This is a genomic window from Streptomyces sp. NPDC051064, assembly GCF_044455985.1.
Taxonomy (GTDB): Bacteria; Actinomycetota; Actinomycetes; order Streptomycetales; family Streptomycetaceae; genus Streptomyces.
In genome coordinates this window covers 401,074-426,962 of the sequence record NZ_JBITFK010000003.1, presented here as the reverse complement: position 1 = coordinate 426,962, position 25,889 = coordinate 401,074, and the positions used below count along the sequence as shown (strand labels likewise).

The 25,889-nt window shown below is 71.7% G+C and carries 24 protein-coding genes; 6 read left to right on the top strand and 18 right to left on the bottom strand.

The window, feature by feature from the left end:
- The first annotated feature begins 22 nt into the window (after positions 1 to 22).
- A complete protein-coding gene (locus tag ACIBCU_RS13765) occupies positions 23 to 817 on the top strand; it encodes an HAD-IB family hydrolase (protein WP_362932276.1) in 795 nt (264 codons plus the stop codon).
- Here ACIBCU_RS13765 and ACIBCU_RS13760 read toward each other — a convergent pair.
- From ACIBCU_RS13760 to ACIBCU_RS13685, 16 genes are all read right to left on the bottom strand, one after another.
- Entirely contained in the window at positions 698 to 1,444 is a 747-nt protein-coding gene (locus ACIBCU_RS13760) for a thioesterase II family protein (RefSeq protein ID WP_399231389.1), read from the bottom strand. The two genes, ACIBCU_RS13765 and ACIBCU_RS13760, sit on opposite strands and share 120 nt — an antisense overlap.
- Complete coding sequence (locus ACIBCU_RS13755; protein ID WP_399231387.1) at positions 1,441 to 2,673, bottom strand: XdhC family protein; 1,233 nt, start codon at positions 2,671 to 2,673, stop codon at positions 1,441 to 1,443. The genes ACIBCU_RS13760 and ACIBCU_RS13755 overlap by 4 nt, the downstream gene beginning before the upstream one ends.
- Positions 2,657 to 3,466, bottom strand: a complete 810-nt coding sequence (locus tag ACIBCU_RS13750) for a 4'-phosphopantetheinyl transferase family protein (protein WP_399231385.1) — start codon at positions 3,464 to 3,466, stop codon at positions 2,657 to 2,659. The genes ACIBCU_RS13755 and ACIBCU_RS13750 overlap by 17 nt, the downstream gene beginning before the upstream one ends.
- Positions 3,463 to 3,777, bottom strand: a complete 315-nt coding sequence (locus ACIBCU_RS13745) for an acyl carrier protein (RefSeq protein ID WP_362932284.1) — start codon at positions 3,775 to 3,777, stop codon at positions 3,463 to 3,465. Before ACIBCU_RS13745 ends, ACIBCU_RS13750 begins: the two co-directional genes overlap by 4 nt.
- Before the next feature lie 71 nt (positions 3,778 to 3,848).
- Positions 3,849 to 6,149, bottom strand: coding sequence for a xanthine dehydrogenase family protein molybdopterin-binding subunit (locus ACIBCU_RS13740; RefSeq protein WP_362932286.1), 2,301 nt, complete (start codon positions 6,147 to 6,149; stop codon positions 3,849 to 3,851).
- Entirely contained in the window at positions 6,146 to 6,643 is a 498-nt protein-coding gene (locus tag ACIBCU_RS13735) for a (2Fe-2S)-binding protein (protein ID WP_393766356.1), read from the bottom strand. The genes ACIBCU_RS13740 and ACIBCU_RS13735 overlap by 4 nt, the downstream gene beginning before the upstream one ends.
- A gap of 53 nt (positions 6,644 to 6,696) precedes the next feature.
- The gene (locus ACIBCU_RS13730; protein ID WP_399231382.1) at positions 6,697 to 7,575 is read right to left on the bottom strand and encodes an FAD binding domain-containing protein; all 879 of its coding nucleotides are present in this window, start codon (positions 7,573 to 7,575) and stop codon (positions 6,697 to 6,699) included.
- 85 nt (positions 7,576 to 7,660) lie between these two features.
- Positions 7,661 to 8,110, bottom strand: a complete 450-nt coding sequence (locus ACIBCU_RS13725) for an ester cyclase (RefSeq protein WP_362932292.1) — start codon at positions 8,108 to 8,110, stop codon at positions 7,661 to 7,663.
- Positions 8,111 to 8,174: 64 nt separating this feature from the next.
- Positions 8,175 to 9,674, bottom strand: coding sequence for an MFS transporter (locus tag ACIBCU_RS13720; protein ID WP_399231380.1), 1,500 nt, complete (start codon positions 9,672 to 9,674; stop codon positions 8,175 to 8,177).
- A 92-nt stretch (positions 9,675 to 9,766) separates the two neighbouring features.
- Entirely contained in the window at positions 9,767 to 10,471 is a 705-nt protein-coding gene (locus ACIBCU_RS13715) for an AAA family ATPase (RefSeq protein WP_362932296.1), read from the bottom strand.
- Between the two features lie 29 nt (positions 10,472 to 10,500).
- Positions 10,501 to 11,547: an AvrD family protein gene (locus ACIBCU_RS13710; RefSeq protein WP_399231378.1), complete on the bottom strand. Its 1,047-nt coding sequence runs from the start codon at positions 11,545 to 11,547 to the stop codon at positions 10,501 to 10,503.
- 1 nt (position 11,548) lies between these two features.
- Positions 11,549 to 11,818 (bottom strand): phosphopantetheine-binding protein, encoded by a 270-nt coding sequence (locus ACIBCU_RS13705; protein WP_362932300.1) that lies wholly within the window; start codon positions 11,816 to 11,818, stop codon positions 11,549 to 11,551.
- Positions 11,812 to 12,591: an SDR family oxidoreductase gene (locus ACIBCU_RS13700; RefSeq protein WP_362932302.1), complete on the bottom strand. Its 780-nt coding sequence runs from the start codon at positions 12,589 to 12,591 to the stop codon at positions 11,812 to 11,814. Before ACIBCU_RS13700 ends, ACIBCU_RS13705 begins: the two co-directional genes overlap by 7 nt.
- Entirely contained in the window at positions 12,588 to 13,934 is a 1,347-nt protein-coding gene (locus tag ACIBCU_RS13695; RefSeq protein WP_399231375.1) for a class I adenylate-forming enzyme family protein, read from the bottom strand. The genes ACIBCU_RS13700 and ACIBCU_RS13695 overlap by 4 nt, the downstream gene beginning before the upstream one ends.
- Before the next feature lie 339 nt (positions 13,935 to 14,273).
- Positions 14,274 to 14,768, bottom strand: coding sequence for a MerR family transcriptional regulator (locus tag ACIBCU_RS13690; RefSeq protein ID WP_399231372.1), 495 nt, complete (start codon positions 14,766 to 14,768; stop codon positions 14,274 to 14,276).
- 303 nt (positions 14,769 to 15,071) lie between these two features.
- Positions 15,072 to 16,280, bottom strand: a complete 1,209-nt coding sequence (locus ACIBCU_RS13685; protein ID WP_399231370.1) for an acyl-CoA dehydrogenase family protein — start codon at positions 16,278 to 16,280, stop codon at positions 15,072 to 15,074.
- Positions 16,281 to 16,383: 103 nt separating this feature from the next.
- On the opposite strand from ACIBCU_RS13685, the gene ACIBCU_RS13680 reads away from it, so the two are divergent.
- Complete coding sequence (locus tag ACIBCU_RS13680) at positions 16,384 to 16,980, top strand: TetR family transcriptional regulator (RefSeq protein WP_399231368.1); 597 nt, start codon at positions 16,384 to 16,386, stop codon at positions 16,978 to 16,980.
- On the opposite strand, the gene ACIBCU_RS13675 is transcribed toward ACIBCU_RS13680, so the two are convergent.
- Positions 16,965 to 18,071, bottom strand: coding sequence for a ScbA/BarX family gamma-butyrolactone biosynthesis protein (locus ACIBCU_RS13675; protein WP_399231366.1), 1,107 nt, complete (start codon positions 18,069 to 18,071; stop codon positions 16,965 to 16,967). The genes ACIBCU_RS13680 and ACIBCU_RS13675 overlap by 16 nt on opposite strands.
- Positions 18,072 to 18,234: 163 nt before the next feature.
- Here ACIBCU_RS13675 and ACIBCU_RS13670 point away from each other — a divergent pair, with 163 nt between their 5' ends.
- Complete coding sequence (locus ACIBCU_RS13670) at positions 18,235 to 18,897, top strand: ScbR family autoregulator-binding transcription factor (RefSeq protein ID WP_362939932.1); 663 nt, start codon at positions 18,235 to 18,237, stop codon at positions 18,895 to 18,897.
- A gap of 216 nt (positions 18,898 to 19,113) precedes the next feature.
- Positions 19,114 to 20,469, top strand: a complete 1,356-nt coding sequence (locus ACIBCU_RS13665) for a glycoside hydrolase family 5 protein (RefSeq protein WP_399231364.1) — start codon at positions 19,114 to 19,116, stop codon at positions 20,467 to 20,469.
- 328 nt (positions 20,470 to 20,797) lie between these two features.
- Here ACIBCU_RS13665 and ACIBCU_RS13660 read toward each other — a convergent pair whose 3' ends face one another.
- Complete coding sequence (locus tag ACIBCU_RS13660) at positions 20,798 to 22,933, bottom strand: PP2C family protein-serine/threonine phosphatase (protein WP_399231362.1); 2,136 nt, start codon at positions 22,931 to 22,933, stop codon at positions 20,798 to 20,800.
- A 193-nt stretch (positions 22,934 to 23,126) separates the two neighbouring features.
- Here ACIBCU_RS13660 and ACIBCU_RS13655 point away from each other — a divergent pair, with 193 nt between their 5' ends.
- Entirely contained in the window at positions 23,127 to 24,062 is a 936-nt protein-coding gene (locus ACIBCU_RS13655) for a sugar phosphate isomerase/epimerase family protein (protein ID WP_362939941.1), read from the top strand.
- Positions 24,063 to 24,122: 60 nt separating this feature from the next.
- The gene (locus ACIBCU_RS13650; protein ID WP_399231359.1) at positions 24,123 to 25,832 is read left to right on the top strand and encodes a dihydroxyacetone kinase family protein; all 1,710 of its coding nucleotides are present in this window, start codon (positions 24,123 to 24,125) and stop codon (positions 25,830 to 25,832) included.
- Positions 25,833 to 25,889 lie beyond the last annotated feature (57 nt).

Sequence of the window (25,889 nt, the reverse complement as noted above, 5' to 3'; positions counted from 1 at the left end):
CGGATCGGCCGAGGGGGAGATCATGGGTGTGGGGAACTGCGGGTCGGGGGAGTGCGGCGGGCGATACCTCGTCTTCTCCGACGTGGACGAGACCCTGGTGGGGCTGAAGACGATGTTCGACTTCCTCCGCTTCGTCTCGGTGCCGTGGTACGAGCAGGTGGCCGGCGGGATACGCGCCCTGAGCGCGGCCGGGATACCGCGGTCGGAGGTGAATCGCGCGTTCTACCGGCTGTGGGCCGGCCGGAGCGTGGAGGAGACCGAACGACTGGGTACGGAGTGGTATGCGCTGCGGTCCGCCGGAGCGGACTTCTTCCTCCCCGGCACCCGGGCCGAACTCGCGCGGCACCGCGCGGCCGGAGCGGGCGTCGTCCTCGTCTCCGGATCGTTCCCGCCGTGCGTCACGCCGATCGCCGCGGAGGTCGGCGCGGCGCACGTCCTGTGCACCGAACTCCTCGTCGAGAACGGGACGTACACGGGTGAGATCCGGGATGCGGTCATCGGCGAGGGGAAACGGTCCGCGGTGCGACGGACCCTGCGGCTCCACCCCGGCATCGACGCCCGCGAATGCTATGCCTACGGGGACCATGTCTCCGACATCCCGATGTTCGACTGTGTGGGCCGGCCGTACGCGGTCGGTGACGATCCGGCACTCGCGGCCTACCCGCGGTCGCCCGGGGCCGAGTCCACGCCGGACCCGTCAGCAGCCGCGCACGGGGCGGGCGGCCAGGAGGTCCGCGATGTGGGCGGTGATCGCGCGCCGGTGCCTGTGCAGGAAGAAGTGCCCCCCGGGGTACAGGCGTTGATGGAAGCCCGCTGATGTCAGCGTGCTCCATTTGCCGACTTCGGCAGGGCCGGCCAGGGGGTCCCCGCTGCCTCCCAGGGCCAGGATCGGACAGTCGAGCACGGTGGGGCGGGCCCGGTCGGTGAAGGCGGACGTCAGCCTGAGGTCGGCGCGCACCGCGGGCAGCCACAGGGGTCTCAGCGCCCGGTGGCGCAGGAGTCCGGGCGGCGTGCCGCCGAGCTTTTCGAGGCGGTCCAGGAGCTCCTCGTCCGAGAGGGCGGACGCAGCCGTGCGGCCACCCGTTCCCACCGGCCCGCTGCCGGACACCACCAGGAGCCGCGGCAGCGCACCTCCCGCTGCCCGCAGACGCCGGGCGGTCTCGTAGGCCAGACAGGCTCCCATGCTGTGGCCGAGCAGCGCGAAGGGCTCGTCGGAAGGCCGCCGGGAGAGATGGTCCAGGACCCCGTCCGCCAGCTCCGTCATCGTCTCCGCCAGAGGCTCGTCGCGGCGGGCCCCACGGCCCGGGAGTTCCAGGGGGACGAAACACGGACCCGTCCCCGTCGTGGACGGCAGCCACTCACGGTAGGCCTCGGCACTCCCTCCCGCGTGCGGCAGACAGTAGACGCGGATCCGGTCCTGCGGGCTCGGCCTACGGGGTGTCACGGTCCTGCCTGTACCGGGTGGAGGGCGGGAAGGGCGGTCGAGGGAGCGCGGTCCCTCGCACGGGAGGCGCCGGCCTTGCCCGGGGCACGGTGGATGGCACCCGACACGGCGGACAGCGGCAGGCAACTGCCCCCGCTCCGCAGCGCGATGATCTCGGCGGCGACGGAGACCGCGGTCTCCTCCGGCGTACGGGCACCGAGGTCGAGGCCGATCGGCGAGCGCAGCCGCGCCAGTTCGGCGGGGCCGAGCCCGGCTGCGCGCAGCCGCGCCAGCCGGTCCGCGTGGGTGCGGCGCGACCCCATGGCCCCCACGAAGCCGAGCGGCAGCCGCAGGGCCCTGACCAGCAGAGGGACGTCGAACTTCGCGTCGTGGGTGAGTACGCACAGCGCGGTGCGGCCGTCCAGCGCGGACGACTGCGCGTCCAGATAGCGGTGGGGCCAGTCCACCACGACCTCGTGCGCGTCGGGGAAGCGGGCGGTGGTGGCGAACACCGGGCGGGCGTCGCAGACCGTCACGTGATAGCCGAGAAAGCGGCCGGCGCTCACCACCGCCGCGGCGAAGTCGACAGCGCCGAAGACCAGCATGCGTGGCGGATGTGCCCACGTCTCCACCAGCACCGTGACCGTCCCCGGTACGTCCCCGGGGCACGGGCGGCCGTCCGGGGTGAGAGTGAACATGCCCGTGCGGCCTGCTTCCAGCAGGGTGCGCGCCTCGGCCTCGACGGCGTGTCCGAGGACGGTGCTCCACGACGGGAACATGCCGTGACAGCCCTCGGGTGTGACGACGAGCCCGAGTCCGAGCAGGCGGTCAGGACCGGCGGCCACCCGTGCCAGCGCGACCGGGAGCCCGGCCGCGATCCGGGCCAGCACGGTGCCGAGGAGCGGAGTGACGTCCCCTGTGTCCGCGGCCGGTCCTGCGTGTCCGACCGGCTGGACGAGGATCTCCAGCTCCCCGCCGCAGGTCAGCCCCACGGCGAAGGCATCGGTGTCGCTGTACCCGAACTGTTCACGCAGAGGCCGGCCCTCCGCGAGGGCCCGCAGGCACAGTTCGTACACCGACGCCTCCACGCAGCCGCCCGAGACGCTGCCGACGGCGCTGCCGTCCTGGCGGACGGCCAGTGCCGCGCCCGGACCGCGAGGGGCGCTGCCCGACACCCGCGTGACGGTGGCGACGGCGTACGGGTCGCCGGCCGCGTGCCAGGTCCGCAACTGTTCAGCTATGTCGCGCATGTGAGGCCTCTCTCCTTCTCGGAGCCGGCGGGAGCAGCAGTGCTCCGTACGGTGCGCCCGGCTCCTGCTCGCGCAGCCACTCCAGGGCGAGCGACCTGGCCGTCACCGGAGTCCCGGCGGCGCCGCGCCAGGCCACAGCGGCGACGTGGCCCGGGTCGCAGGGCAGGTCCCGTACGGCCCAGCCATCGGGGTGCCGTGCGGCTTCGGTGCCCAGGTAGTCGGCGCTCAGGCCGCGGCTCAGACCTGTGCCGATGCCCTTCAGGTAGGCCTCCTTGCGGGTCCAGAGGCGCCCGAAGGCCTGTCTTCGCGCGGTCTCGCCGAGAGCGGCCAGTTCCGTGTACTCGTCGGGGTGCAATGCCGGGGCGCAGATCTGTACCGTCTCCGCGCCGGGCAACTGTTCGACGTCCACGCCGATGGGCATGGACGAGAGCCCCAGCAGCACCAGACCGCTGCCGTGGGACAGGGAGAAATGGGTCGGCACGCCGCCGGCGCGCCCGGCCTGGTCCGGATGCACGGCTGGTCTGCCGTGCGGTTCGCCGCAACCGGGGCACGGCTCGCGTACGAAGAGGACCTCCCCGGCGGGCAGGCCGAGCCGGTGGCCGAGCAGACGGCGCAGGGCGACGTGTGCCAGCGCGTACAGCCGGCCGCCCGCGGAGCGGCGGCAGGCCCCGGCCCGTTCGCGCTCGGTGTCGTCGAGCACCGTGCGGTCGAAGTCGTCGGCGGCCGTGCCGGTGGAGGGCTGGCGGACCAGCCAGAGCTCCGTCCCGCCCGCGGCCCGGCCGGGCGCGCTCACGCCGCTGCCTGCTCGTACCGCGCGGTCACGTGGTCGATCAGGTCGTCGACGACGGCGGCGGTGAGCACGACGTGGAGGCTGACGGGGACGCCGAGCTCGGCTTCCAGGCGGCGTTGGAGCTCCAGGGCGGCCATCGATCCGACGCCCAGCTGCCGCAGGCCCGCCCGCCCGTCGGTCAGTCCGCCGGGCGGCACACCGAGCGTACGTCCCAGCGCGCGGCGCACCCGACCGGCGAGGTCCTCGCGAACAGGAGAGGTGGGAGAGACAGGAGGGGCGGGAGAGGCAGGGCGGGAGGAGTCGAGGCGGGGCATGGAGTTCTCTCTTTCTGTGCCGGGCCGGAGGGCCGGAGGCCGGGAACGGGGCCAGGAGGCCGGGAACGAGGTCAGCGCCGGGCGAGCAGGAGGTCCAGCACCCGCGGCGGGTGCAGCGGCAGCCTCCCGACGTCGCCCGTGAGCTGGAGGGCGTCACGCACGGCGTTGGCGACGGCGGCGCCCACGCCGGCGGTGCCGCCCTCACCGGCACCGCGCACGCCCAGCGGATTGCCGGGTGCCGGTGAGTCCTCGTACAACTCGACCTGGATGTCCGGCACATCGGCCGCCCGGGGCCACAGGTAGTCGCGGAAGGTGAGGGAGAGCGGTCTGCCGCGTTCGTCGTAGCGGAATTCCTCGAAGAGCGCCCCACCGATCCCCTGCGCGACGCCGCCGACGAGCTGGCCGTGGACGGATCGCGGGTGGACGGCGCGGCCGATCTCGTAACTGACCGCGTAACGCAGCAGGGTGACTCTTCCGGTACGGGGATCGACCTCGGCCTGCGTGTAGTGGGCGCCGTACGGATAGGTCATCCCGTCGGCGACGTACGTGCCACGCCCGATGAGGCCCGGCTCCTCCCCGGTGCGGATGAACCGCGGGGTGAAGCAGGCGGCGGCGACAGCCGCCAGTGGCACCCTCCGCTCCGGGGCGTCGGCCACGACCACCTCGCCCCCGGCCATGACCAGTCGGGACGTGTCGGTCTCCAGGAGCACGGCCGCCACCCGTTTCGCCTTGGCGACCACCGCCTCCGCGGCCAGTTTCACCGCCGTTCCGCCGACCACGGTCGAACGGCTGGCGAAGCTGCCCGCACCGTCCGGCAGGATGTCCGTGTCGGAGAGGACGACCTTCACGGTCCCGGCGGGAACATCCAGCTCCTCCGCCGTGATCTGGGCCATCACCGTCTCGATGCCCTGCCCCGATCCGGCCCCGCCCATCGACACACGCACCGCGCCGCCCACACCGATGTCCACCACCGCGCTGTCGTGGCCGAGCCCCGCCTTCTCCAGCAGGACCGCGCATCCGGTGCCCACCAGTCGGCCCGCCGCCCGCGCCGCACGGGCCTCGGCGCGCCAGGTCTCGTATCCCACGGCCGTCCGGGACTTGTCGAAGTGCTCCAGGTGGTCCTTGCCGTCCAGCAGCATCGGGGCTCCGAAGACCTGCATCGGCCGGCGGTGCGGAAGCTCCGTGGCGTCGAGCAGATTGCGGCGTCGCAGCTCGACCGGGTCGATGCCCAGGCGGGTGGCGGCCAGATCCATGGCGTGCTCGCGTACGAAATTGTTCTGGAAGCGGCCGGGGGCACGGTACGTACCGATCGGCGTCTTGTTCGTCATGACGATGTGGACGTCACTGCTGCACGCGGCGAGCCGGTAGGGGCCGCAGATCATGGCCGAGGTGAGGGCCGCGACGACCGCGCCGTGCGTGCGGATGTAGGCACCGCTGTCCAGCCACGCCTCGTCACGCAGCCCCAGCAGCGTCCCTTCGTCGTCGAAGGCCAGCTCGATGCGGTGGTGCTGCTCGCGGGCGTGGTTCGCCGCCAGGAAGTGTTCCTCGCGGTCCTCGGACCACTTGACCGGGCGGCCGGTCAGCCGGCACAGGAACGGAACGAGGAGGTCCTCCGGATAGAACTCGCCCCGTATCCCGAAACTGCCGCCGGCGTCGGACTCCAGCATGTGGATGCTGTGTTCGGGCAGGCCGAGCAGTGTGGTGAGCACCCTGCGGTTGAAGTAAGGGACCTTCGTCGCGCCCCAGATCGTCATGCGCTCCGCGCGCCCGTCCCACTCGGCGACCAGCCCGCGGGGCTCCAACGGGGTGCCGCTGTGGCGGCCGGTGCCGAGTTCGGCGGTCACCACGTGCGGGGCGGTGCGGAAGACCTCCTCCACGTCCCCGTACGCGAAACGCACCACGCCCACCTCGGCGTCCACGCCGCCCAGACTCTCCGGCCGCTCCCCGGTGGCGCCCCTGGCGTCCAGCGCGACAGGCAGCTCCTCCAGTTCCATGGTCACCAGATCGGCGGCGTCCTCCGCCACATAGGGGTCGTCGGCCAGGACGACCGCGACCGGTTCGCCCACGTAACGGACGAACCCGGCGGCCAGCGGGGACTGCAGGTAGGGCGTGAAGTCGAGCCCGGGGTGCGGCTGGCGCACCGGGATGCGCAGGTCACCCGGCAGGTCCGCGACGGTGTACACACCGGTGACACCGGGCAGTCGCAGAGCCTCCCGGGTGTCCACACCGACGAGCCGGGCGTGCGCGGACGGCGAGCGGACCACACGCATCCACAGCTGGCCGGGACGCGTCACGTCGTCGTGGAAACGCCCCCGGCCGGTCAGCAGGCGCTGGTCCTCCAGCCGGGTCACGGACAGCCCTATGGCGTTCATGAGGTCTCCTCGGGGGAGTCGGCCAGGGCGGCCACGGCGTCGACGATGCCGCCGTATCCCGTGCAGCGGCACAGGTTGGCGCTGACGCACTCCCTGATCCGCGCACGGTCGGCGGCGGGTTCCGCGCGCAGCAGACCGGTGCCGAGCATCAGGAAACCGGGGGTGCAGAAGCCGCACTGGAGGGCGCCGTGCTCGCTGAAGGACGTCTGCAGCTCGCCCAGTTTTCCGTCGGGGGCCAGCGACTCGACGGTTTCGACGACGGCGCCGTCCGCCTGCGCGGCGAGCATGAGGCACGACCGCACGGGGGCGTCGTCCACCAGGACGGTGCAGCTTCCGCACTCTCCCTGGTCGCAGCCGACGGTGGTGCCGGTCAGCCCCAGCTTCCGGCGCAGGGCGTCGGCGAGGCCGCGCCAGGGTTCGACCGAGATGGTCCGCTGCTCTCCGTTGACCGTGAGACGCACGGAGCGTTCCGCGGTGCCTGTGGGGGAGTCCATCGCCTGCCTGCTTTCTCTGGAACGTCGGGTGGGAGATAGGGAGTGACGGGCTTTCAGGAGGCCGGTACGGCGGCCCGGGCGCGGGAGACCGACCGCTCGAAGGCCTGCAGGAGCATCGCCTCGGCCGCGCGGCGGCGGTAGGAGGATTCCGCGAGTTCGTCGGACGGAGGCTCGGGCAGCTCCGCGACCGCCGCCCCGATCCTGTCCTGCCAGCCCCCGTCCGGCCGCGTGCCGCACAGGGCACGCTCCAGCACCGGCAGCCGCACCGGGCGGTCGGCGGCGCCGGCCAGGGCGGCCCTGACCGACACGGCGAGCCCGTCAGGACCGAGGCGCACCGCGGCACCGGCGGCCACCAGGGGCAGTCCGCCCTCCTGGAAGGCCGTTTCCAAGAGAGCGGCACTCGGCTCCGGCCGGGGCAGGTGCACGTCGGTCAGCAGTTCGTCATGGGCGAGGACGGTGCGCCCGCCACCCGCGAACAGGTCCTGTACCGGGAGCGATCGCGCCCCGTAGGCCCCGCGTACGGTGACCACCGCGTCCAGGAGGACGGCGAGCAGACACCACTCCGCCCGCGGGTCCGCGTGCGCCAGACTGCCGACCAGCGTGCCCCGGGACCGCACCGGCGGATGCCCGATGAGCCGCGCGGTCTCCGGCACCACCGCGAAGCCGGGCGGCATCCGCTCGGCCGTCTCCAGGTCGTGGTGGGTGGCGAGGGCGCCGATCCGCAGGCCTTCGCCCTCCCCGCCGAAGTGCCGCAGTCCGGGCAGCCGGCCGATGTCCACGACGGCCTCGGGCCGCACGGCGCGGCGGTTCAGCTGGGGGATGAGGCTCTGCCCGCCCGCGAGCACCCGCGCCGTGCCCCCGAGGGAGCCGAGCAGCGCGATCGCCTCGCCGACGGACGTGGGCTGGTGGTAGGCGAACCGGACCGGCTTCATGATCTCTCCTGAGCGGGGTGCGACGGGTACGGAGGGGAGGGACGGACGGTGGCGGCCCGCCGGGGCAGGGGGGCCGCCGGCCGGCTCAGGGCTGGGCGACGGGCGGCACCCGCAGGGACTCGTGTCCCAACTGCCGCATCAGGTCGACGATGTCGAAGTGGGCCGAACGCTCGACGACCTTCTCGCCGTCGAACCGGTCGATACCGATGGCGGTGAAGGTGACCCGCTTGCCGCTCGGCGGCAGGCCCCGGAACGGGCCCAGCTGGGTGCCGACGCACTCCACGCGGGTGACCACCAGGTCGCCTTCCGCGGTCTGCTCCTGGACGAGGTCGCTGATGTCCGGGAAGGCGGTACGGAAGGCACGCACCCACGTACGGACGCCCTCCGGGCCGCGCAGGTCGAACTGCGGCCAGTAGAAGTCCTCGGCGAAGATCTCGTCGGCCAGTTCCAGACGGTTGTTGGTGATGATCTCCTCGAACAGCAGCGCGATACGCCGCTTGCGGTCCGCGAGGACGGACGGGGCTGTCTCGGTCATGGTGAGGCTCCTTCGGGGATACGGGCAGGGGGCCGGGCGGGCTCGGCCCCCTCGGGCGGATGGTTCAGCGGGTGGCGGCCGGGGCGGTGGCCACGGGCGCCACGGGCTTGGGAGGACGCGGCAGCCGGGTGCTCATCAGGCAGGCGAGCAGGACCAGCGCCAGGTCGATGGCGGCGACCCAGGTGAGGGCGTCGCCGTAGGCGGCGGCACCGTGCCGGGTGCCGACCGCGGCGAAGAACACGGTGCCCAGCACGGCGACACCAGCGGCGCTGGCGAACTGCTGCGACGTGGTCAGCACTCCCGCGGCGGCTCCCGCCTGTGCCGGACGTGCACCCGCCAGCACGGCCCCGGTGACGGCCGGTACCGCCAGTCCGTTGCCGAGACCGATGAGGATCATGGGGGCGACCAGGCGCAGCGCCGTCGTGTCGTCCCCGGAGAGCTGGACGTCGATGACGAGTGCCAGCATGCCCACCGCGGCCACGGCCGTGCCGATGGTGATCAGCCTGGCGCCCTGCCGGGCGGCGATGCGGGGAGAGAGGATCGAGGCGATGGCGAACGCCAGGCCCAGCGGCGTGAACATGATGCCGGCCTTCAGAGGACTGAGGCCGAGGCCGGTCTGGAAGACCAGGGTCAGGGCGAACATGAAGCTGAAGAAGGCGCAGAAGGCTCCGAAGCACACGACGAGGCCCTGCACGAACACCTTGTTGCGCAGCAGGAGGGTGTCCAGCATCGGCTGCCCCCCTCGGCGCAGCAGGGCGTTCTCCCACTTCAGGGTCAGCGCCATCAGGGGCACCGACGCCACGAGGCAGATCCAGGCCCAGACCGGCCAGCCCTCACTGCGCCCGATGACGAGGGGCAGCAGGAAGAGGGCCAGCGAGACCGAGATCCCGAGGGCACCCAGCGGGTCGAGCCTGACGCCGGCGCCCGGCGCCCGGCGGGGCAGCAGACGCATCGCGAAGCCGACGGCGGCCAGCCCGATCGGCACGTTGACCAGGAAGATCACGCGCCAGCCGAGGCCGAGCACGTCCACCTGGAGCAGCACACCGCCCAGGACCTGGCCCGCCACGGCGCCGACGCCGATGGTGACGCCGAACCAGGCGAGTGCCTTCGCCCGCTCCGCCGCGGGGAAGACGCTCGTGATCGTGGCCAGAACCTGCGGCACCATGGCCGCGCCGGTGAGGCCCTGCAGCAGGCGGGCGCCGACGAGTTCGCCCGAGTTCTGCGCGAGTCCGCACAGCAGCGAGGCGAGGGTGAAGGCGAGCGTGCCGTAGAGGAACATCGCCCGGGAGCCGAGCAGGTCCCCGAGACGTCCGCCGGTGATCAGTCCGCTGGCGTACGTGAACCCGTAGCCGGCGACGATGAGTTCGAGTGCGGCCTGACCGGCGCCGAGGTCGTGTTCCAGCGACGGTGCGGCGACATTGACGACGTAGAGGTCGAATTGGGCCATGAACATGGCGGCGAGGAGGACGGGCAGCATCAGCCAGCGCTTCGCGTAGGGCGCCGGCGGCTGGGCTGCGGGTGGCTCCGGACGCGGCTGGGCGGCCGTGTCGGTGAGCTGGGACATGATGGTGTTCGCTTTCTCGGGATCCTGGGCGGTGCCCCGGACGGGCCGGTGCGGCGGGGGGCCGCACCGGCCGGCTGATGGGTGACGTGCGGTCAGGCGGCGGACACGGTGGGGCGTCGGGCCTTCTCCAGGCGCCAGTCGACCTTCGCGTAGTCGGCCTCGGCCAGGGTGATCGCCTCGTCCAGTCCGCGTACGACGGGCAGACCGAAGTGCCCGACGATCGTCGTGAGGCGCTCGGGAACGGAACCGCCCACGGGCAGGTACGGGATGGCCAGGTCGTCCAGGGCGCGCAGCAGCAGTTCGTCGCACCGTGCCCGGAAACCCTCGTTCATCGGCCGGTGGCCGTCGGCGCCGAGCGCGAACTCGTTGCGCAGGTGGACGAAGCCGTCGAAGCCCTCCTTGACGTGCTGGCGGAAGGCGTGGCCGAGCTGGTCGGCGACCTCGCCGAAGAAGAGCATCTCGGCCGTGGGAGGGGACGGCACACCGGTGTCCGCACCGGGGTCCATGCCGAACTCGACACGGGCCGCGGCGTACGTCCACTCCTGCAGCGACGAACCGTCGGCCACGAAGTTGTCGCCCAGCAGTGCCTCGCTGACGGCCCGGCCGACATGGCGGCGGACCGCGAGCTGGATGTACTCGGCGGGGGTGACCTCGGTCAGGGCCTTGCCGGGAACGGCGTCCGGCATGATCTCCCGGATCGTCCGTGCGGGCGATCGCGGAATGCCGGTGTAGTGGGCGAGGGCCATGGTGGTGAAGGTCTTGCCGGCCGAGTACGTGCCGGATATGGACAGTCGCATGGGTGTACTTCCTGTAGATGGGGGGCCGTTCAGGCCGTGGCGGCCTTGGCGTCGGCGGGCAGTTCGTGGGCGAAGGTGGCGCGCATCCGGATGCCCGCCAGCTCGCCGCTCAGCTCGACGCTGCGCCAGACCGCGCCGCGCAGCGGGAGCGTGCGCTTGGCCGTCACCGCGGTCGTGGCGGTGAGGGGCAGGGCATCCGCCTGGTCTCCGGCCGTCAGAGGCCCGGGGGTCCTGGCCGCCTCCAGCGAGGTCTGCATCATCCAGAGCGTGTTGCTGTTCTCCCGGGAGACGGAGTCGAGTTCGTACATGAGCACCTGGGCGAGCTGGAGGGTGACGACGAAGCAGTCGATCAGGGAGACGGAGGGCTGCCGCGCCCCCTCGATGCCCTCGGTGGGAGCCGAGCTGCCGGCGACCGGGGCGAAGGCGACCGCTCCGTGCGCCGTCAGTTCGGGGACGGAGACCCGTACGTCGCTCACCGTGTGCCTGCGGAGCTTGAAACCCTCGCCGTAGAAGCGGGGTTCCCCGGGGCCGAGGAGGTCGGCCAGGGAATCGTGGACGACGCCGGTCGTCGCCTCCGCCACGACCGGGTGGACCAGCTCGCACCGCACCCGCAGCCCGCCCACCGAGCAGTCGTAGACGGACCGGTGCAGGCCCGGCTCGTCCGGCTCGGGGCCGGTCCGCGTCAGGGAGGCGGACAGCGGGATGTCGGTGAGCACCTCCTGAGGAGCTGTTCCCGCACGCAGCACCACCTTGGCCAGCCGTACGGTCCTGCGCTCCGCGGCGCCCAGGCCCCAGGCGTGGGCCGTGTGGGCCTCTGCCAGCTGGACCCCCAGCACCAGCGCGTCGACGGTGCTCAGGTGGGGCCGCAGGTCGACACCGGCCTTCTTCTTCGACCAGTCGGCGGGATACGTGATGTCGGCGGTCGCGGTGACCCCGGCGTCGCACGCCCGGGCACCGGTGACGGCCACCGTGTGGACGTCGTAGACCGCGCGCTGGTAGCCCCGTGAGAAGAAGCGGCCCTCGGCCGGGCCCAGGTAGTCGTCGATGGAGCGCAGCAGCAGTTCGGTCACAGCCATGTCAGACCGCCGCACCGGCTGCGAGAGCCTGGTCGTAGGCGTCCACGAGGTCCTGCACCGTACGCACGTCGGTGATGGAGAACTGCTCCTCGAACGGGTCGACGTCCAGCTCCGCCTCCAGCTCGATGAGGAGCTGGGCGAGCATGAGGGAGTTCAGACCCAGCTCCATGAGGGGGACCGGCGGGGCGACGGCTTCGGCCAGCTCCGGATCGAGCACCAGATCGCGTACCCGGACGACGACGAGTTCGGTTATCTCGGCCTTGCTCAACATGTGATTCCTCCATCTATGACAAGGGACTGACCGGTGACGAAATGGGCGCGGGGAGAGGTGAGGAAGAGGATCGCGTCGGCGATCTCCTCCACGGTTCCGAGCCTCCCCAGCGGGGTGCGGTGCTGGATCTTCTCCCGGTTGCCGGCGGTGACCTCGGCGGTCATCTCGCTGTCGAAGAAGCCCGGGACGATCGAGTTGACCCGGATGCCGAACGCCCCGAGTTCGCGGGCGAGGCTGCGGCTGAACCCGTCGAGTCCCGCCTTCGCCGCCGCGTAGACGGAGACTCCCCGGTAGCCGCGGATGGCGTTGATCGACGAGACGTTGACGATGTTGCCGCCCTGACGGGTCATCAGCCGGGCGCACGCCTGGGTGAGCATCATGGGGGCGAGCAGATTGGTGGTGAGGAGGGTGTCGATCCGCTTGGGTGCGGTCGTCAGGAAGAGCTCCTGGTGGAGAACGCCCGCGTTGTTGACCAGCAGGTCGGCCCGCCCGAAGCGCCGGTTGACACCCCGTACGAAGGCCCGCATGGACGCCGGCTCGGTGAGATCGGCGGCCTCCCAGTGGAAACGGGTCGGGTGGAGCCGCTCACTGTCGGCCGTGAACTCGTTGGCCGTCCGGCTGAAGGTCGCCACCCGCCAGCCGTCGGCGAGCAGGCGCTCCACCACGACGCGCCCCAGACCACGGCTCCCGCCGCTGACCACCGCGACGCGGCCGTCGTCGGGAGCTCCGTCCGGAGTCGCGGACCCGGTCACGGTGCCGGCCGGCGCCGTCACACCAGGCTCCGGGTCTTCTTGAAGCGGTCGTTGTGGTGCTCGGCCTCGGAGATCTCCACGACCGCCGGGACCTTGTACGCTTCCAGCCTGCCCCGGCAGTGGACCCGGGCCCGGCGTCCGAACCCCTCGTGGTCGGCGCCGGCGATGAGGCGGACGACGGCCTTGACCACCATGCCGGTGACGTGGCTCGGACGCCCCGAGACCGTGACGTCCGCCACCTCGTCCAGTTCCAGAAGGACGTTCTCGACCTCGCCGGGGTAGACCTTCTCCCCGGCCACGTTGATGATCTCCGAACGCCTCCCCAGGATGCGGACGTACGGGCCGTCCACCTCCACCGCGTCCTGGGTGTTGAAGAATCCTTCGTCGTCGAAGGGCGCCGGGGCGTTGAGATAGCCGAGCATCGCCATGTCCGAGCGGATCCAGAGCACGCCCTCACGCACCTGGTACTCGAACCCGGGCCCTCCCAGGCGCACCCACAGGGTGTCGTCGTCCTTCGACCTGGTCGGCAGGATGCCGAGTTCGGAGAGACCGTACGTCTGCTTGAGGCGGACGGCGGGCAGTGCCGCCTTGAGCCGCTGGAGCGTGCCGAGCGGCATCGGCTCGGTGCCGTAGGTGACGAGGGTGAGGGAGCTGAGGTCGTGTCGCTGGTGCGCACCGGAGATCAGCAGCATGTTGAGGAACGTGGGGGTGGTCGGCAGTACCCGTATCCCGAAGCGCTCGATCGCCGCGCAGACGGTGTCCGGTGTGCGTTCCGGCAGGGTGACCACGGTGCCGCCCTGACCGATCGTGTGGAGCAGTGTGTTGATGCCGCCGATGTGGTCCAGGTTGAGGAAGGCCAGCGTGGACTGAGGCCTGGTGGGTTCGCCGTACCGGGCGAGTACCTTCGTGAAGTCCAGGACCGTCGCCTTGCTGCGGCCGGTCGTGCCCGAGCTGAACAGCACCAGACCGGCCCGCCCGGCCGAACGCAGCCGCCCGTACAGCTCGTGGTCCGCGGCCCGTCCGGACCGTGCGAAGGAGCGGCCGGTGCCGTCCGCGCCGATGGTGACGACTGCCTCGACCTGGGCGATCTCGTGGAACTCCGCCCGCTTGGCCTCGGGGAGCGGAGTCAGCGGCACGAGGACGACGCCGCGCTCGACGAGAGCGAGCAGGGCGGCGCAGGTCTCGAAGGACCCGGCCCCCTCCAGGGCCACGACCTGGCCCGCGGTGACCTCGTGGTCGTCCAGGAACGCCCGCCATCGCGCTATTCCGGCGACCAGACCGGTGTACGTGTACCGCACCGAATCGAAGACGATCGCGTCCGCGTCACCGAATCGGTGCAGACGCGCCAGGAATGATGTGATCATTTCGTTTCCCCCTTTTGTGCCGCAGCTGTGCGCCGACTGCTCGGGTCGCGTGGTGAACACGGCGACCGTGACGAGAGCGGCGGGAACGTGAGAAAGGTGTGTCGGGGACACCGGACCGCACGGTCCGGGGAGGACTTCGTCGTCCCCCCGAGGAGGCGGTCGTCGGGCCGGGGACGGCGCCGCGGTGCGTGCTCCGGCGCAGCTTCCGGACGCCGCCTGCGAGCGCGGCTTCCGTGCTGTGACGATGACGCTACGAAGTTCAAGTGCGCCTGAAGCAAGCCCAGTTGTGAGTGTCGAGCGTCACTCGGTGCTGCCGCGGGCGGGCCGGCGGCCATCTCCTCAGGCGTAGGCCGGGACAGACGCCCCGGTCGGACGGCCCGTCGCGGACGCCGGCGGGACCGGATGGCCGCTCCGGCCGCTCGTCTGCTCGGCGATGAGGGAGAGTCGCTGTTCCGCCCGCCTGTAGGACGCGAGCCTGTCGTCGACGTGACGCAGACACCGCTCCAGGCGGGCGGCCTGGTCGTCCAGCCGGCACCTGTGGGCCTCCAGGAGGGCGAGGCGCTCGGCGACACTCTCCTCGCCCTCGCGCACCAGCTCCACGTACCGCGTCAGGTCGGCCACGGTCATCCCCGTCTCCCGCACCTGAGCGAGGAAGTCGAGCCAGCGCAGATGAGAGGCCTCGTACGACCGGCGCCCGCCCGGGCCGCGGCCCACATCCGTGACCAGCCCCATCTCCTCGTACCAGCGCAGCGTGTGTGCCCGCAGCCCGGTGAGCTGTGCGACTTCGGTGATCGTGTAGCGGTGTTCGTCCGGCGGACGGTTTCGCTCAGGCATCGTCTGACCCCCTGGTAAGGACAACGCGTAAGAACCTGACCGGCGGACTCAGCCGATCGATGAACACGATGCTATCTAAAAATTCGTCCGCGAAGGTTTGTTTATGCCCCGGAACGGCGTGACATTGCCTTCCCTTGGTGTGCCCTGAGTGCGGCTTGGTTGCGTCTCACCTGGGGGTACGGTGCTCCGTGCCTGACCTGTACTCACATTCGTTCTTGAACGTTTATTTACAGACGGCTCGTCCCCGCTCGCACGCATGCGAACGGGGACGGGTGGTGGGCGCTACCTGGGCCGACCCGCCACTCAGCCGAGATCCGGCCAGGACTCCTCCGCCCGCGCGTACGAGGTGGCGGCCGGCTCCATGCGGAGGACGCCGTGGCGGGCTGCGGTCTGCACGTCGCGCCACAGGCGCTGGACGTCGCCGGCGGCGTCGCGTACGTGCGAGCCGCCCGCCCCGAAGAGCTGGTTCGCCGCCTCCAGCAGGAGACCGGCGGCGAACGCCGCGTCCCGCTGGTTGGCGGCCGTGAGGGACTCCGTGACCGGTTCCGTGTCCGCGCGGAACGCGGCACGCGCCAGCAGGAGATGCGCGGCGTCGATGCGGGCCGAGGACACCGCCAGCGCATCGCGCACGGCCGGGCTGTCGTACGGGCCGCGCCCGCCGGTGCCGACGGCGCCTCCCGTAGCCCAGCCGGCCCACGCCCTCCGGAGCGCGTGTGCGGCGCCCAGCGCGGTCGCGCAGAAGATCAGGCCGCCCGCCAGCTGCGCCGGGGCGCGGTGGGGGCGGTCGGCGCCGTGGTTGCCGGTGCCGTCCAGCATGCCGGCGAGGGGGAAGGAGCGGTGGGCGGGCACGAGGACGTCGCACACCTCTACGGCATCGCTTGCCGTAGCCCGCAGCCCCGTCGCGTTCCAGGTGCCGTGGACGGTCAGCTCGCCAGCCGGTACGGCGAGAACCCGGGTTTCCGGCCGCCCGTGGTCCGGAGTGTGCCCGGTCACCGGCGTCGCCAGCAGGACCCAGTCCGAGTACCGGGCGCCGCTGACGCACTCCCACACGCCGTTGAGCCGCAGGCCCGTCGCCGTCGCCACCGCGGAGCCGGCCGGGGGCGCGACCGCCGAGGCGATCCGCACATCGGGGCCGGAGGCCCACAGTTCGTGCCGGCCGCGCTCAGGAAGGCAGGACGCGAAGCGCCCGTGCGCGGCCCACAGCGCACCGCACCAAGCGGCCGACGGGCATTCCTGGGCCAGAGCGGTGACGTCTGCGAACAGTGTGGAGAAGCTCCCGGCTCCCTGTCCGCCGCGTCCCACGAAGTGGGCCGGCAGACCGGCATCCGTCACCGCCTCGACGGTCGCGGGGGACAGCCGTCCCTCCCTGTCGGCCCGACAGGCGTCCGCGCCTGCGACGGATGCCGCCCGCAGGACCTCCGGGCGGGGTGCCGGAAGCCAGGCCCCCGGGACGGCCGGCGGGGTGAGGAGGGGGTCCGTGGCGTACGGGGGCGTGATCGCTTGTTCCGTCATGTGAAGTGCTCCCTGGATCCGGCTTCCGATGTGGACTGAACATTCATGGGAGAAGGTATTTTTATGTACGATGGTCGTTCTCCAGGTCTGCGGAGGTAATGGGATGGCAAAGCAGGAGCGTTCGCGGCGTACCTACGAGCAGTTTCTGGACGCCGCCGCGGAGGAGTTCGCGCAGTACGGCTACTCGGACGCCAACCTGCAACGCGTGGTCGACCGGACCTCCCTGACGAAGGGAGCGCTCTACGGGCACTTCGCGCGGAAGGAAGACCTGGCGGAAGCGCTCAGCGGTCATCTGGCAGCGTTCCTGGACGAGCTGGGCGAGCGCTGTGCAGGGCGGGGCCTGGTCGAACTGCGGTCGATGACACTTGAGTTCGCGCGTGAGGTGGAGGCCGATCCGCGGGTCAACGCGGGGCTGCGCCTCATGCTCGACGCCGCGCAGACGGAGCCGGGGGTGCCCGGCCGTCTACGGTGGCCGCCGCGTTCCGCGCACTCCGCGAGCCGCGCCTCGCCGGATGCCGCGGCATCCGGCGAGGCGCACCCGCATCAGGCCGGCGGGCCGGCCGACCTGGCCCTGGTCATCCTGGTGGGCGCGTACGTCACCGCCTCCGCGACGGACCGGAAGGGCCTGGCCGAGCGCGTGGCCGCGCTCTGGGGCGCCGTCCCGGCCGCGTCGCGCGACGAGGGTCAGGCCGGGCCGTGATCGGCGGCCGCCCCGCTGGCGGCGAGCTCCCCGGGCGGGCCGGGAGGGCAGGCCCACGTGGAGAGGCAGGTGGCCAGCAGTGTGCCGTTCTGGACCGCCTCGACGGTCAGCGTGCCGGACGTGTCCGGGCCTTCGCACGGCTGCCGCCCGGACACCACCAGGCTGATCGGCGCGTTGAGTTCGCCGAAGGCCCGGCAGTCGACCGACATCCCGGTCAGCACGGTCTCGCCGTCCGCGGCCCGCGCGTCCGTCGTCGCGCTCCCGGCGTCCCCGTTCACCAGGAGGTGGCCGAGCTGCCGGAAGCCCTCCAGCATGACCATGAGCGGCACGTGATCGCTGGGGTGGTCGAAGTAGATGGCGTGCCGGAGGTCGACCAGCAGCTGCCAGGACCCGTCGGCGCCCAGGCCCAGAACACTGTCCTTGGTGCGCAGCCGCCCGACGGACGACGGCGGGATCCGCGTCGTCCCGATCGCCGGGCTGCCGGTGTCCGCCGATGCCGTGCCGTGCCCGCGCAGGGCCTTGTACGTACGGTCGTTGACGGCGACCGCGCTGATCTCCCCCTCGCCGCACACCTGGCCGCCGATCGTCAGCACCACCGTCAGGCGCATCCCGTAGCGGCGTGGCGGACGGTTGCCCACCCACTCCCAACGGGCGTCGAGCACCACCGGCAGTGGCGCGTCCCCGATGCGCAGCAACTCCGGCCGGGTGATGCGGAATGCCGTGCCGCTGCCGACGAACCGGTGGGTGAGCGGCACCCCGTAGAAGCGGTGGGCGAGATAGACCAGGGTCTGACGGACCGTCTCCGCCAGCAGCAGCGGATCGCTGATGCCGGAGGAACTCGGTGAGTAGAGGGCGTGATCCCGGGGCCACTGTGCCGCCACCAGGAACCGGTCCTCGCCGGTGCGGACCGAGTCGGTCACGAACACCTCGGCGACGGCGGCGCGGTGCACCATGTGCCGGGGGACGGGCTGGAGGTAGTCGAGTGCGCGCGGGGCGAAGCCGTTCGTCGGCTCGCCGCCGCCCGCACCGGGTCTGGTGCCGACTCCCTGGTTCTCGTGGTCGTCCGTGCGCTGATCACTGCTCCGAAGCATCTCAAGTCCCCCCAGGTGGACCAGCGGAGGCAGAGCGCCTCAGCGGGCGAGCAAGATGATACCGTTACGAAGGTATATTTCAAGAAGGTACTTGGATCCGGTGGTCCGCATACCGAGAGGTAGCGATCTCCGAACCGACCACGACCCACCAGGAAGGTCGCTGATGGCCGCCGAGAAGAAGACTGCGACGCCTTCCCCAGCCGCGCGAGAGGGCGGCCGGGCGGAGCAGGCGTCAGGACCCAAGCAGCAGCGCGCGGTCCGTACCCGCCTGCAGGTACTGGACGCGGCCGCGGAGGCCTTCGCCGCCCGCGGCTATCCGAGTGTGACGATCATGGACGTCGCCGAACTGGCCGGGATGACGAAGGGCGCCGTCTACTTCCACTTCGCCAACAAGGAGGCGCTGGCGCAGGAGGTGGCGGCGAAGTTCTACGAGAGGCTCGGCGTGGTGGTCGAGTCGGTGCGGCAGGACGGGCTGTCGCCCCTGGACGAGGTCTCCGAACTGCTGATGCGCACCGCCCAGGCGTTCCGCGAGGACGTGGTGGTCCAGGCCGGTGCGCGGCTGCAGATCGAGTACGCGCTCATCGGTGCCGACCTCCCCGCGCCGTTCGAGGGGTACACGGAAGCTCTGTGTGCGAGCTTCCGCCGGGCGCGGGCCGCCGGCCTCCTGGCTCCCGGAGCCAACCCCGAGGTGCTCAGCAGGGTGCTCGCGGCGGCCTTCTTCGGTGCGCAGCACATCTCCTGGATCCAGCGGGGCCGTGCGGACCTGGGGGTCCGAGTCCAGGAGCTGCTGTCCACGCTCCTGCCCCGGGTCGAGGTGCTTCCCTGACCGCTCCGGCGGACACGTCCGGCGGGGCGGGCGGAGGTGCGTGGGCTGTCCGCCTCCGCGGTCCTGCGCGGGGGCCCGTCGGCCGCGGCGTCTTCAAGAAGTGAAGTTTGACATGTCCATTGACACGTCGACCGTCGTGCTGGCTTCATGTGGGTAATGCGTGGGAGCGCTCCCAGGCGTCTCTGCCCGCCTTACCCCCCTGAAGGGCGACGACGGATGAAGTCACCGACGAGAAAGTGGCTGGGCCCGGTCCTGGCCGCCATCACCGCGACAGCCCTGCTGATGGCGCTGTCCGGACCTGTCGCCGCGCAGCCGGCGGACCGGGACCCCGCGCCCGGGGCAGCCGCCAGCACCGGCACGGACTGGCTCCACACCGAGGGCAACCGGATCGTCGACAAGCAGGGCGACCGGGTCTGGCTCACCGGTGCCAACTGGTTCGGCTTCAACGCGACCGAGCGGGTCTTCCACGGTCTGTGGTCCGCCAACCTGGACACGATCACCCGGCAGATGGCGGAGCGCGGCATCAACATCATCCGCGTACCGATCTCCACCCAGCTGCTGCTGGAGTGGAAGAACGGTCAGGCGGCCGTCTCCAGCGCGGTCAACACCTGGGCCAACCCCGAGCTCGAGGGCGAGACGACGCTGGGGGTCTTCGACGCCTTCCTCGGGGTGGCGGAGAAGTACGGCATCAAGGTGATGCTCGACGTCCACAGTGCGGAGGCCGACAACTCCGGCCATGTCCACCCGGTGTGGTGGAAGGGCGCGATCACCACCGAGCAGTTCTACTCCGCCTGGGAGTGGGTGACCGCCCGCTACAAGGCGAACGACACCCTCGTGGCGATGGACGTCAAGAACGAGCCCCACGGCAAGCAGTCCGACAGTCCCCGGGCCAAGTGGGACGGCACCACCGACCAGGACAACTTCAAGTACACCTGCGAGACGGCCGGCAAGCGCATCCTCGCGATCAACCCGGATGTCCTCGTCCTGTGCGAGGGCATAGAGATCTACCCGAAGGACGGCGCGAACTGGTCCTCCACCTCCGCGGCCGACTACCACGGCATGTGGTGGGGCGGTAATCTCCGCGGGGCGAAGGACCACCCGGTCGACCTCGGCGCCCAGCAGGACCAACTGGTGTACTCCCCGCACGACTACGGGCCGCTGGTGTACCAACAGCCCTGGTTCGCGGGGGAGTGGGACCGCACCACGCTGGAGCGCGACGTCTGGGACCCCAACTGGCTCTACCTGCACAAGGACGGCACCGCGCCGCTGTTCATCGGTGAATGGGGCGGTCACCTCGACGGCGGCCCGAACGAGAAGTGGATGAAGGCGCTGCGCGATCTGATGGTGGAGAACGGCATCCACCACACCTTCTGGTGCCTCAACCCCAACTCCGGCGACACCGGGGGACTTCTGGGCTACGACTGGGCCACCTGGGACGAGGCCAAGTACGCCCTGCTCAAGCCGGCCCTCTGGCAGTCCGGCGGGAAGTTCGTCAGCCTCGACCACGAGGTCAGGCTCGGTGGCGAGGGCAGTGCCACCGGTATCAGTCTGGGTGACCTGTACGGCGGCTGAACACCGCCCCCGCGCCCTCCGCACCATCCCCTGAACGCCCTGGGGTGCCGATGAAACCCCACCGCCTCGGCACCCCAGGGCTCTCCATCGCTCAAAGGACTCGGCGTTCTTAGGGCGGCCCGGCCGACTGCGCCGCCAGGAATTCCCGGCATCTGCACGCCTGCGCCAACCGCCTGCCGGACGCGATCCGCGACGCGACGCGCGGTGCGACGCATCCGCAACGGCCGCCACGGTCGCCGCCCCCACCCCCTGGCTCCACGCGGCCCGCACCGGCATCTGCCCGTGGCCGTCGGCGACACCGCCGTCCGCCGCGCGGACCGGGTCGCCCTCAGCCGCCCTGCCGCAGGGCGTTGATGAGCAGCAGCGCGATGTCGTCGGTGCCGGGTGTGGCCCGCTTCGCGTACCGCACGAGCGTGTCGGCGACGGATTCCATGTCCTGTTCCAGGGCCAGGGCGAAGTGCGCGGCCAGCTCCGCCGTGGCGTCGTCGAAGTCCACGCCGGGCGCCTCCACGAGCCCGTCGGTGTACAGGGCGAGCGCCGCGCCTGGAGGCAGTTCGACGGTCGTCGTCGGATACCGGGAGGCGGGGTCGATGCCGAGCAGGAGGCCGGGCGGCAGGTCGAGGACCTCGGTCTGTCCGTCGGGCTGCCGCCTCAGCGGCCCGGGATGGCCCGCGGTGGCCAGGCAGGCACTGTGCCCGGCCAGATCGAGGTGCGCATAGAGGCAGCTGGTGAACAGGCCGGGGTCGAGGTCGGTGAGCAGCCGGTTGGTGCGGGCGAGGACCTCGTCGGGCGGAGCGCCGGCGGAGGCGTGCACGGCGGTGCGGACCTGTCCCATGAGGGCGGCGGCGTTCTCGTTGTGGCCCTGTACGTCGCCGATGGCCGCTGCGGCCGTCGTGTCGTCGAGCCGGATGAGGTCGTAGAAGTCCCCGCCGACGCCCATGCCCCGGGTCGACGGGAGGTAGCGGGCCGCCACGTCCAGACCGGCGATCGCGGGCAGCGTCTGGGGCAGCAGGTGGGCCTGCAAACTGTGCGCGAGCCGTTCCTTGGTGTCGTAGAGGCGGGCCCGGTCCAGTGCCTGGGCGAGCAGGCCCGCGATCGAGGTCAGCAGGGCGCGTTCCTCGGGCTCGAAGGGGTGCGGCCGGTCGTAGGCGAGGACCAGGCAGCCGATCGGGCGTCCGGAAACGATCAGCGGGAGGAAGGCGCAGGCGGCCACGGCGTTGCGGAGTCCCGCCGACGGGTAGGCCCGCTCCAGATCGCCGAAGGTGGGGTAGAAGTCGGGAATGCCTGTCGTCAGCACGTGCGCGGCGGGTGTGGCCGAGACCAATGGGGCGCCGTCGAAGCGGTCCATGAGCGCCGGATGGCTGCCCCTGCCGCCCTCGACCCGCAACCGCCCCTCCACCGACGTCATGACCAGGAGTGTCTGTACCCGGAAGGCCGGCATCAGCTGGTCGCCCGCCAGCTCGATCACCTCCTCTGCGCCGACCGTCTCGGTGAGCGACGCAGCCAGATGCATCAGGTGGTAGAGGGCGGTGGCCCTGCTGGGCGCCGCCGAGGTGGTGGGCAGCGCGGGGGCGGGCACGTCGCGGGGCCCGGGCCGTGAGGTGGGTACGATCCGGGCGCTGATACCCGTCTCGTTCGGGAACAGGTGGAAGGACAGCCACCGGTCCGGTGGCCGCAGAACCGTGAAGGAGGTCTGCTGACGGCCGATGACAGCAGCCCGGTAGTGGTCCTCGACGGCCGGGTTGTTCATCCAGGGAAGAGACACCCAGGGCAGTGTTCCCATCACGTCCTCGGCCCGGGCCCCCAGGAGGGCCGCGGCGGCGTCGTTGAGGAAGACGACCGTCCCGTCGATCGCCAGCGAGCAGCTTCCGCCGGGCAGCCGCCGGACGAACTCCGCGATGGCCGTGGCCTCGAGGGGGCCGGGGGTGGCCGGCCTCGGTGGGGACAGCACCCGTGGCTGGGCGCCGGGCGTGATCGGGTAGCCGCTGCTCTCCGCCTGCTGCAGGAGTGTGCCGATGCCGTGGCAGCCCCTGACGACAGCCTCACGCTCGTCGGGCAGCAGTTGCGACGCGTGTGAACCGGGCCACAGCAGAGTGAGACCGCCCCGGACCGTGGCGCCGGCATGGATGGGGGCGGCGCCCAGAGCGAATTGGTACGGCAGGACGAGTGCCGGGCGCGGATAGCGTCGAGCAAGCTCCTCCTGGCTGCCGAGCCAGATCAGGCAACCCAGACGCACGGAGTCTGCCACCGGTATCGGGGCGGACAGCGGCACCCTGGTCCACGGAGTGGCCAGCTGGCCGGGCACCCCCGCGAGCACGGCCAGGTGCAGTGTGGTCTCGTTCGGCGGCAGCAGGTACAGCATCGCCACGGACGCGCCGGTCTCCTCCACGACGTGGGCGACGGCGCTGTCCAGCAGCTCCGTGCCCGAGCCCGTGGCGGCGACAGAGGCGGCATGATCCTGCACGCCTTCCAGCGTCCCCCGTGACAGGCGGCCGCGCACCTGCTGCGGGTCACGGTGTGCAGGCACCCACGGTCACGACACGACGTGGACGAGCGCAGGTGATCCACGCTCCGTCGACCCCTGGTGTGTGGGATGGGTCACATTGACACGCCCCAGGATTCTAGATCCTATATGAAATAGAGAAAGGGAGCCCGAGATGACTCACACCGCAGAAACCTGGCCGATCGCCGCTGCCCTCCTGCAGTTCCCGAACGTGGGCGCCGACGGTGTCTCGACACAGGAGCAGACACCCCAGCAGTGGGCGGAGACGCTGCAGGAGGTCGCGGACGCCGGGTTCACCGAGGTCGACCTCACGGACGGCTGGCTGCGACCGGGCGACCTGGCCCCCGCACGCATCGAGGAGCTGAGGAAGACGGTCTCCGGAGTCGGCCTCACGGCTCCGGCCATCTCCGCCATCCGCCGCAGCGTCATCGACCCCGTCGACGGCGATGAGAACCTCGCCTATTCGCACCGCACCATCGAGGCGGCCGCAGCCCTCGGCGTCCCGCTGGTCTCGGTCGGCCTGCACCGGCCGCTCACCCCCGAGCAGAAGGCCGTCCTCTGGTTCTGGACGGTGCCGGGTCCCAAGGACCCGGTAGGTGACCGCGAGACCTGGGACAAGGCCGTCACCCGGCTGCGTGAGCTCGCCGACCACGCGGCCTCGGTGGGCGTCGAGCTGTCCCTGGAGATGTACGAGGACACCTACCTCGGCACCGCCGACTCCTCCGTCGCCCTGCTCACCGACATCGGCCGGGACAACGTCGGCCTCAATCCGGATCTCGGCAACCTCATCCGGATGCAGCGCCCCATCGAGTCCTGGGAATCGATGGTCACCAAGACGCTGCCGCACGCCAACTACTGGCATGTGAAGAGCTACTACCGCGTCGAGGACCCCGCCACGGGGACCGTGCTGACCTCCCCCGCCCCCATGGAGTCCGGCTTCGTCAGCTACCGCCAGGCCGTCCGGATCGCTCTCGCACACGGCTACACCGGCGCGTTCTGCGTGGAGCACTACGGCGGCGACGGCCTCAGTGTCGCCGCTTCCAACCGCGACTACCTCCGGCGCATCCTGCCCCGCCGTTCCGGCGCCTGAGCAACGCACCGCCCACGACCTTCGGCCGCCCGCGCCTCTCCGACAAGGAGCCCACCTTTCATGACCCGGCTGTTCGACGACCCCGACCGCTTCAGCGAGGACCAGTTGCGAGGCTTCGCCGCTGCCTATCCGGAGCACGTCACCGTGGTGCCCGGGGGTGTCGTCCGCACCCGCCGGCCGGCTGCGGGCCGGGTCGCGGTCGTCGTCGGCGGAGGTTCCGGCCACTACCCGGCGTTCAGCGGGCTCGTGGGCGAAGGGCTCGCGTCGGGCGCTGTGGTCGGCAACATCTTCACCTCGCCCTCCGCACGGCAGGCCGAGACCGTCGCACGGGCCGCCGAGACCGGTGGCGGGGTCCTCTTCTCGTTCGGCAACTACGCGGGTGACCGCATGAACTTCGGCATGGCCCAGGCACGCCTGCGTGGCGCCGGCATCGACACCCGTACCGTCCGGGTCACCGACGACGTGGCCAGCGCACCGGCCGGGGGACGCGACGAACGCCGGGGCATCGCAGGTGACTTCACCGTCTTCAAGGTTGCCGGGGCAGCCGCCGAGGAAGGGCTCGGCCTGGACGACGTCGAGGCCGCCGCCCGCCACGCGAACGACCGTACGTACTCCTTCGGCATAGCCTTCGACGGCTGCACCATGCCCGGCGCCGACACCCCGCTCTTCACGGTCCCCGAGGGCAAGATGGCCATCGGCCTCGGCATCCACGGTGAACCCGGTGTGCGCGACGCCGACATGGCCGATGCCCCCGCCATCGCCCGCACCCTCGTCGAACGACTGCTCGCCGAGCGCCCCGAGGGCTCCGGACCGCGCGTCGCGGCGATCCTCAACGGACTGGGTGCCACGAAGTACGAGGAACTGTTCCTGCTGTGGGGGCACGTCGCCGGCCTCCTGGCCGACGCCGGACTCACCGTGGTGCGGCCCGAGGTCGGCGAGCTCGTCACCAGTCTCGACATGGCCGCCTGCTCACTCACCCTGATGTGGCTCGACGAGGACCTGGAACGCTGGTGGTGCGCCGACGCCGACACCCCCGGCTTCAGCCGTCTGCCCCTGCCCGAGCCCTCGGACCGGGCCCACGTCCTGCCCGACGCACAGCCGGGTGTCCAGGTCACCGAGGGGGACGTCGCGTCGCGCGCGGCATCCGCCGACGTCCTGGCCGCCCTGCGTGTCCTGCGCACCGCACTGCACGAGGCCGCCCCGGAACTCGGCCGCGTCGACGCGGTCGCCGGGGACGGTGACCACGGACGTGGCATGAGCAAGGGGATCGACGCCGCTGTGCGTGCCGCCGGGGAGGCGGACTCGCGGAAGGCGGGCGCCCGTTCGCTGCTGAGCGCGGCAGCGGACGCCTGGGCCGACGAGGCCGGCGGCACCTCAGGAGTGCTGTGGGGTGTCGGTCTGCGGGCCCTCGCCCAGGAGTTGGGCGACACCGGCCGGGCCGACGGCGTACGCTTCGCGGCCGGTGCCCGTGCCGCACTCGACGCCGTGACCTCGCTGGGCGGCGCGAAGCCCGGGGACAAGACCCTTGTCGACGCCCTCACCCCTCTCGTCGACACCTTCACCACCGGGGTCGCACGCGGTGGCGACCCCCGGACGGCCTTCGCGGAGGCCGCCGTTGCGGCCACCGAGGCCGCGGCATCCACCGCCGCCCTCACACCGCGCCTCGGTCGTGCCCGCCCGCTTGCCGAACGCAGCATCGGCACCCCCGATGCCGGGGCGCTCTCCCTGGCCCTGTGCGCCCGCACCGTCGCCGCACTGCTCGGCGGCTGAGCGGAAGCCGCGCAACCGGCCCCACCCCCGCGAACCACATCCACCACACCACGGGAC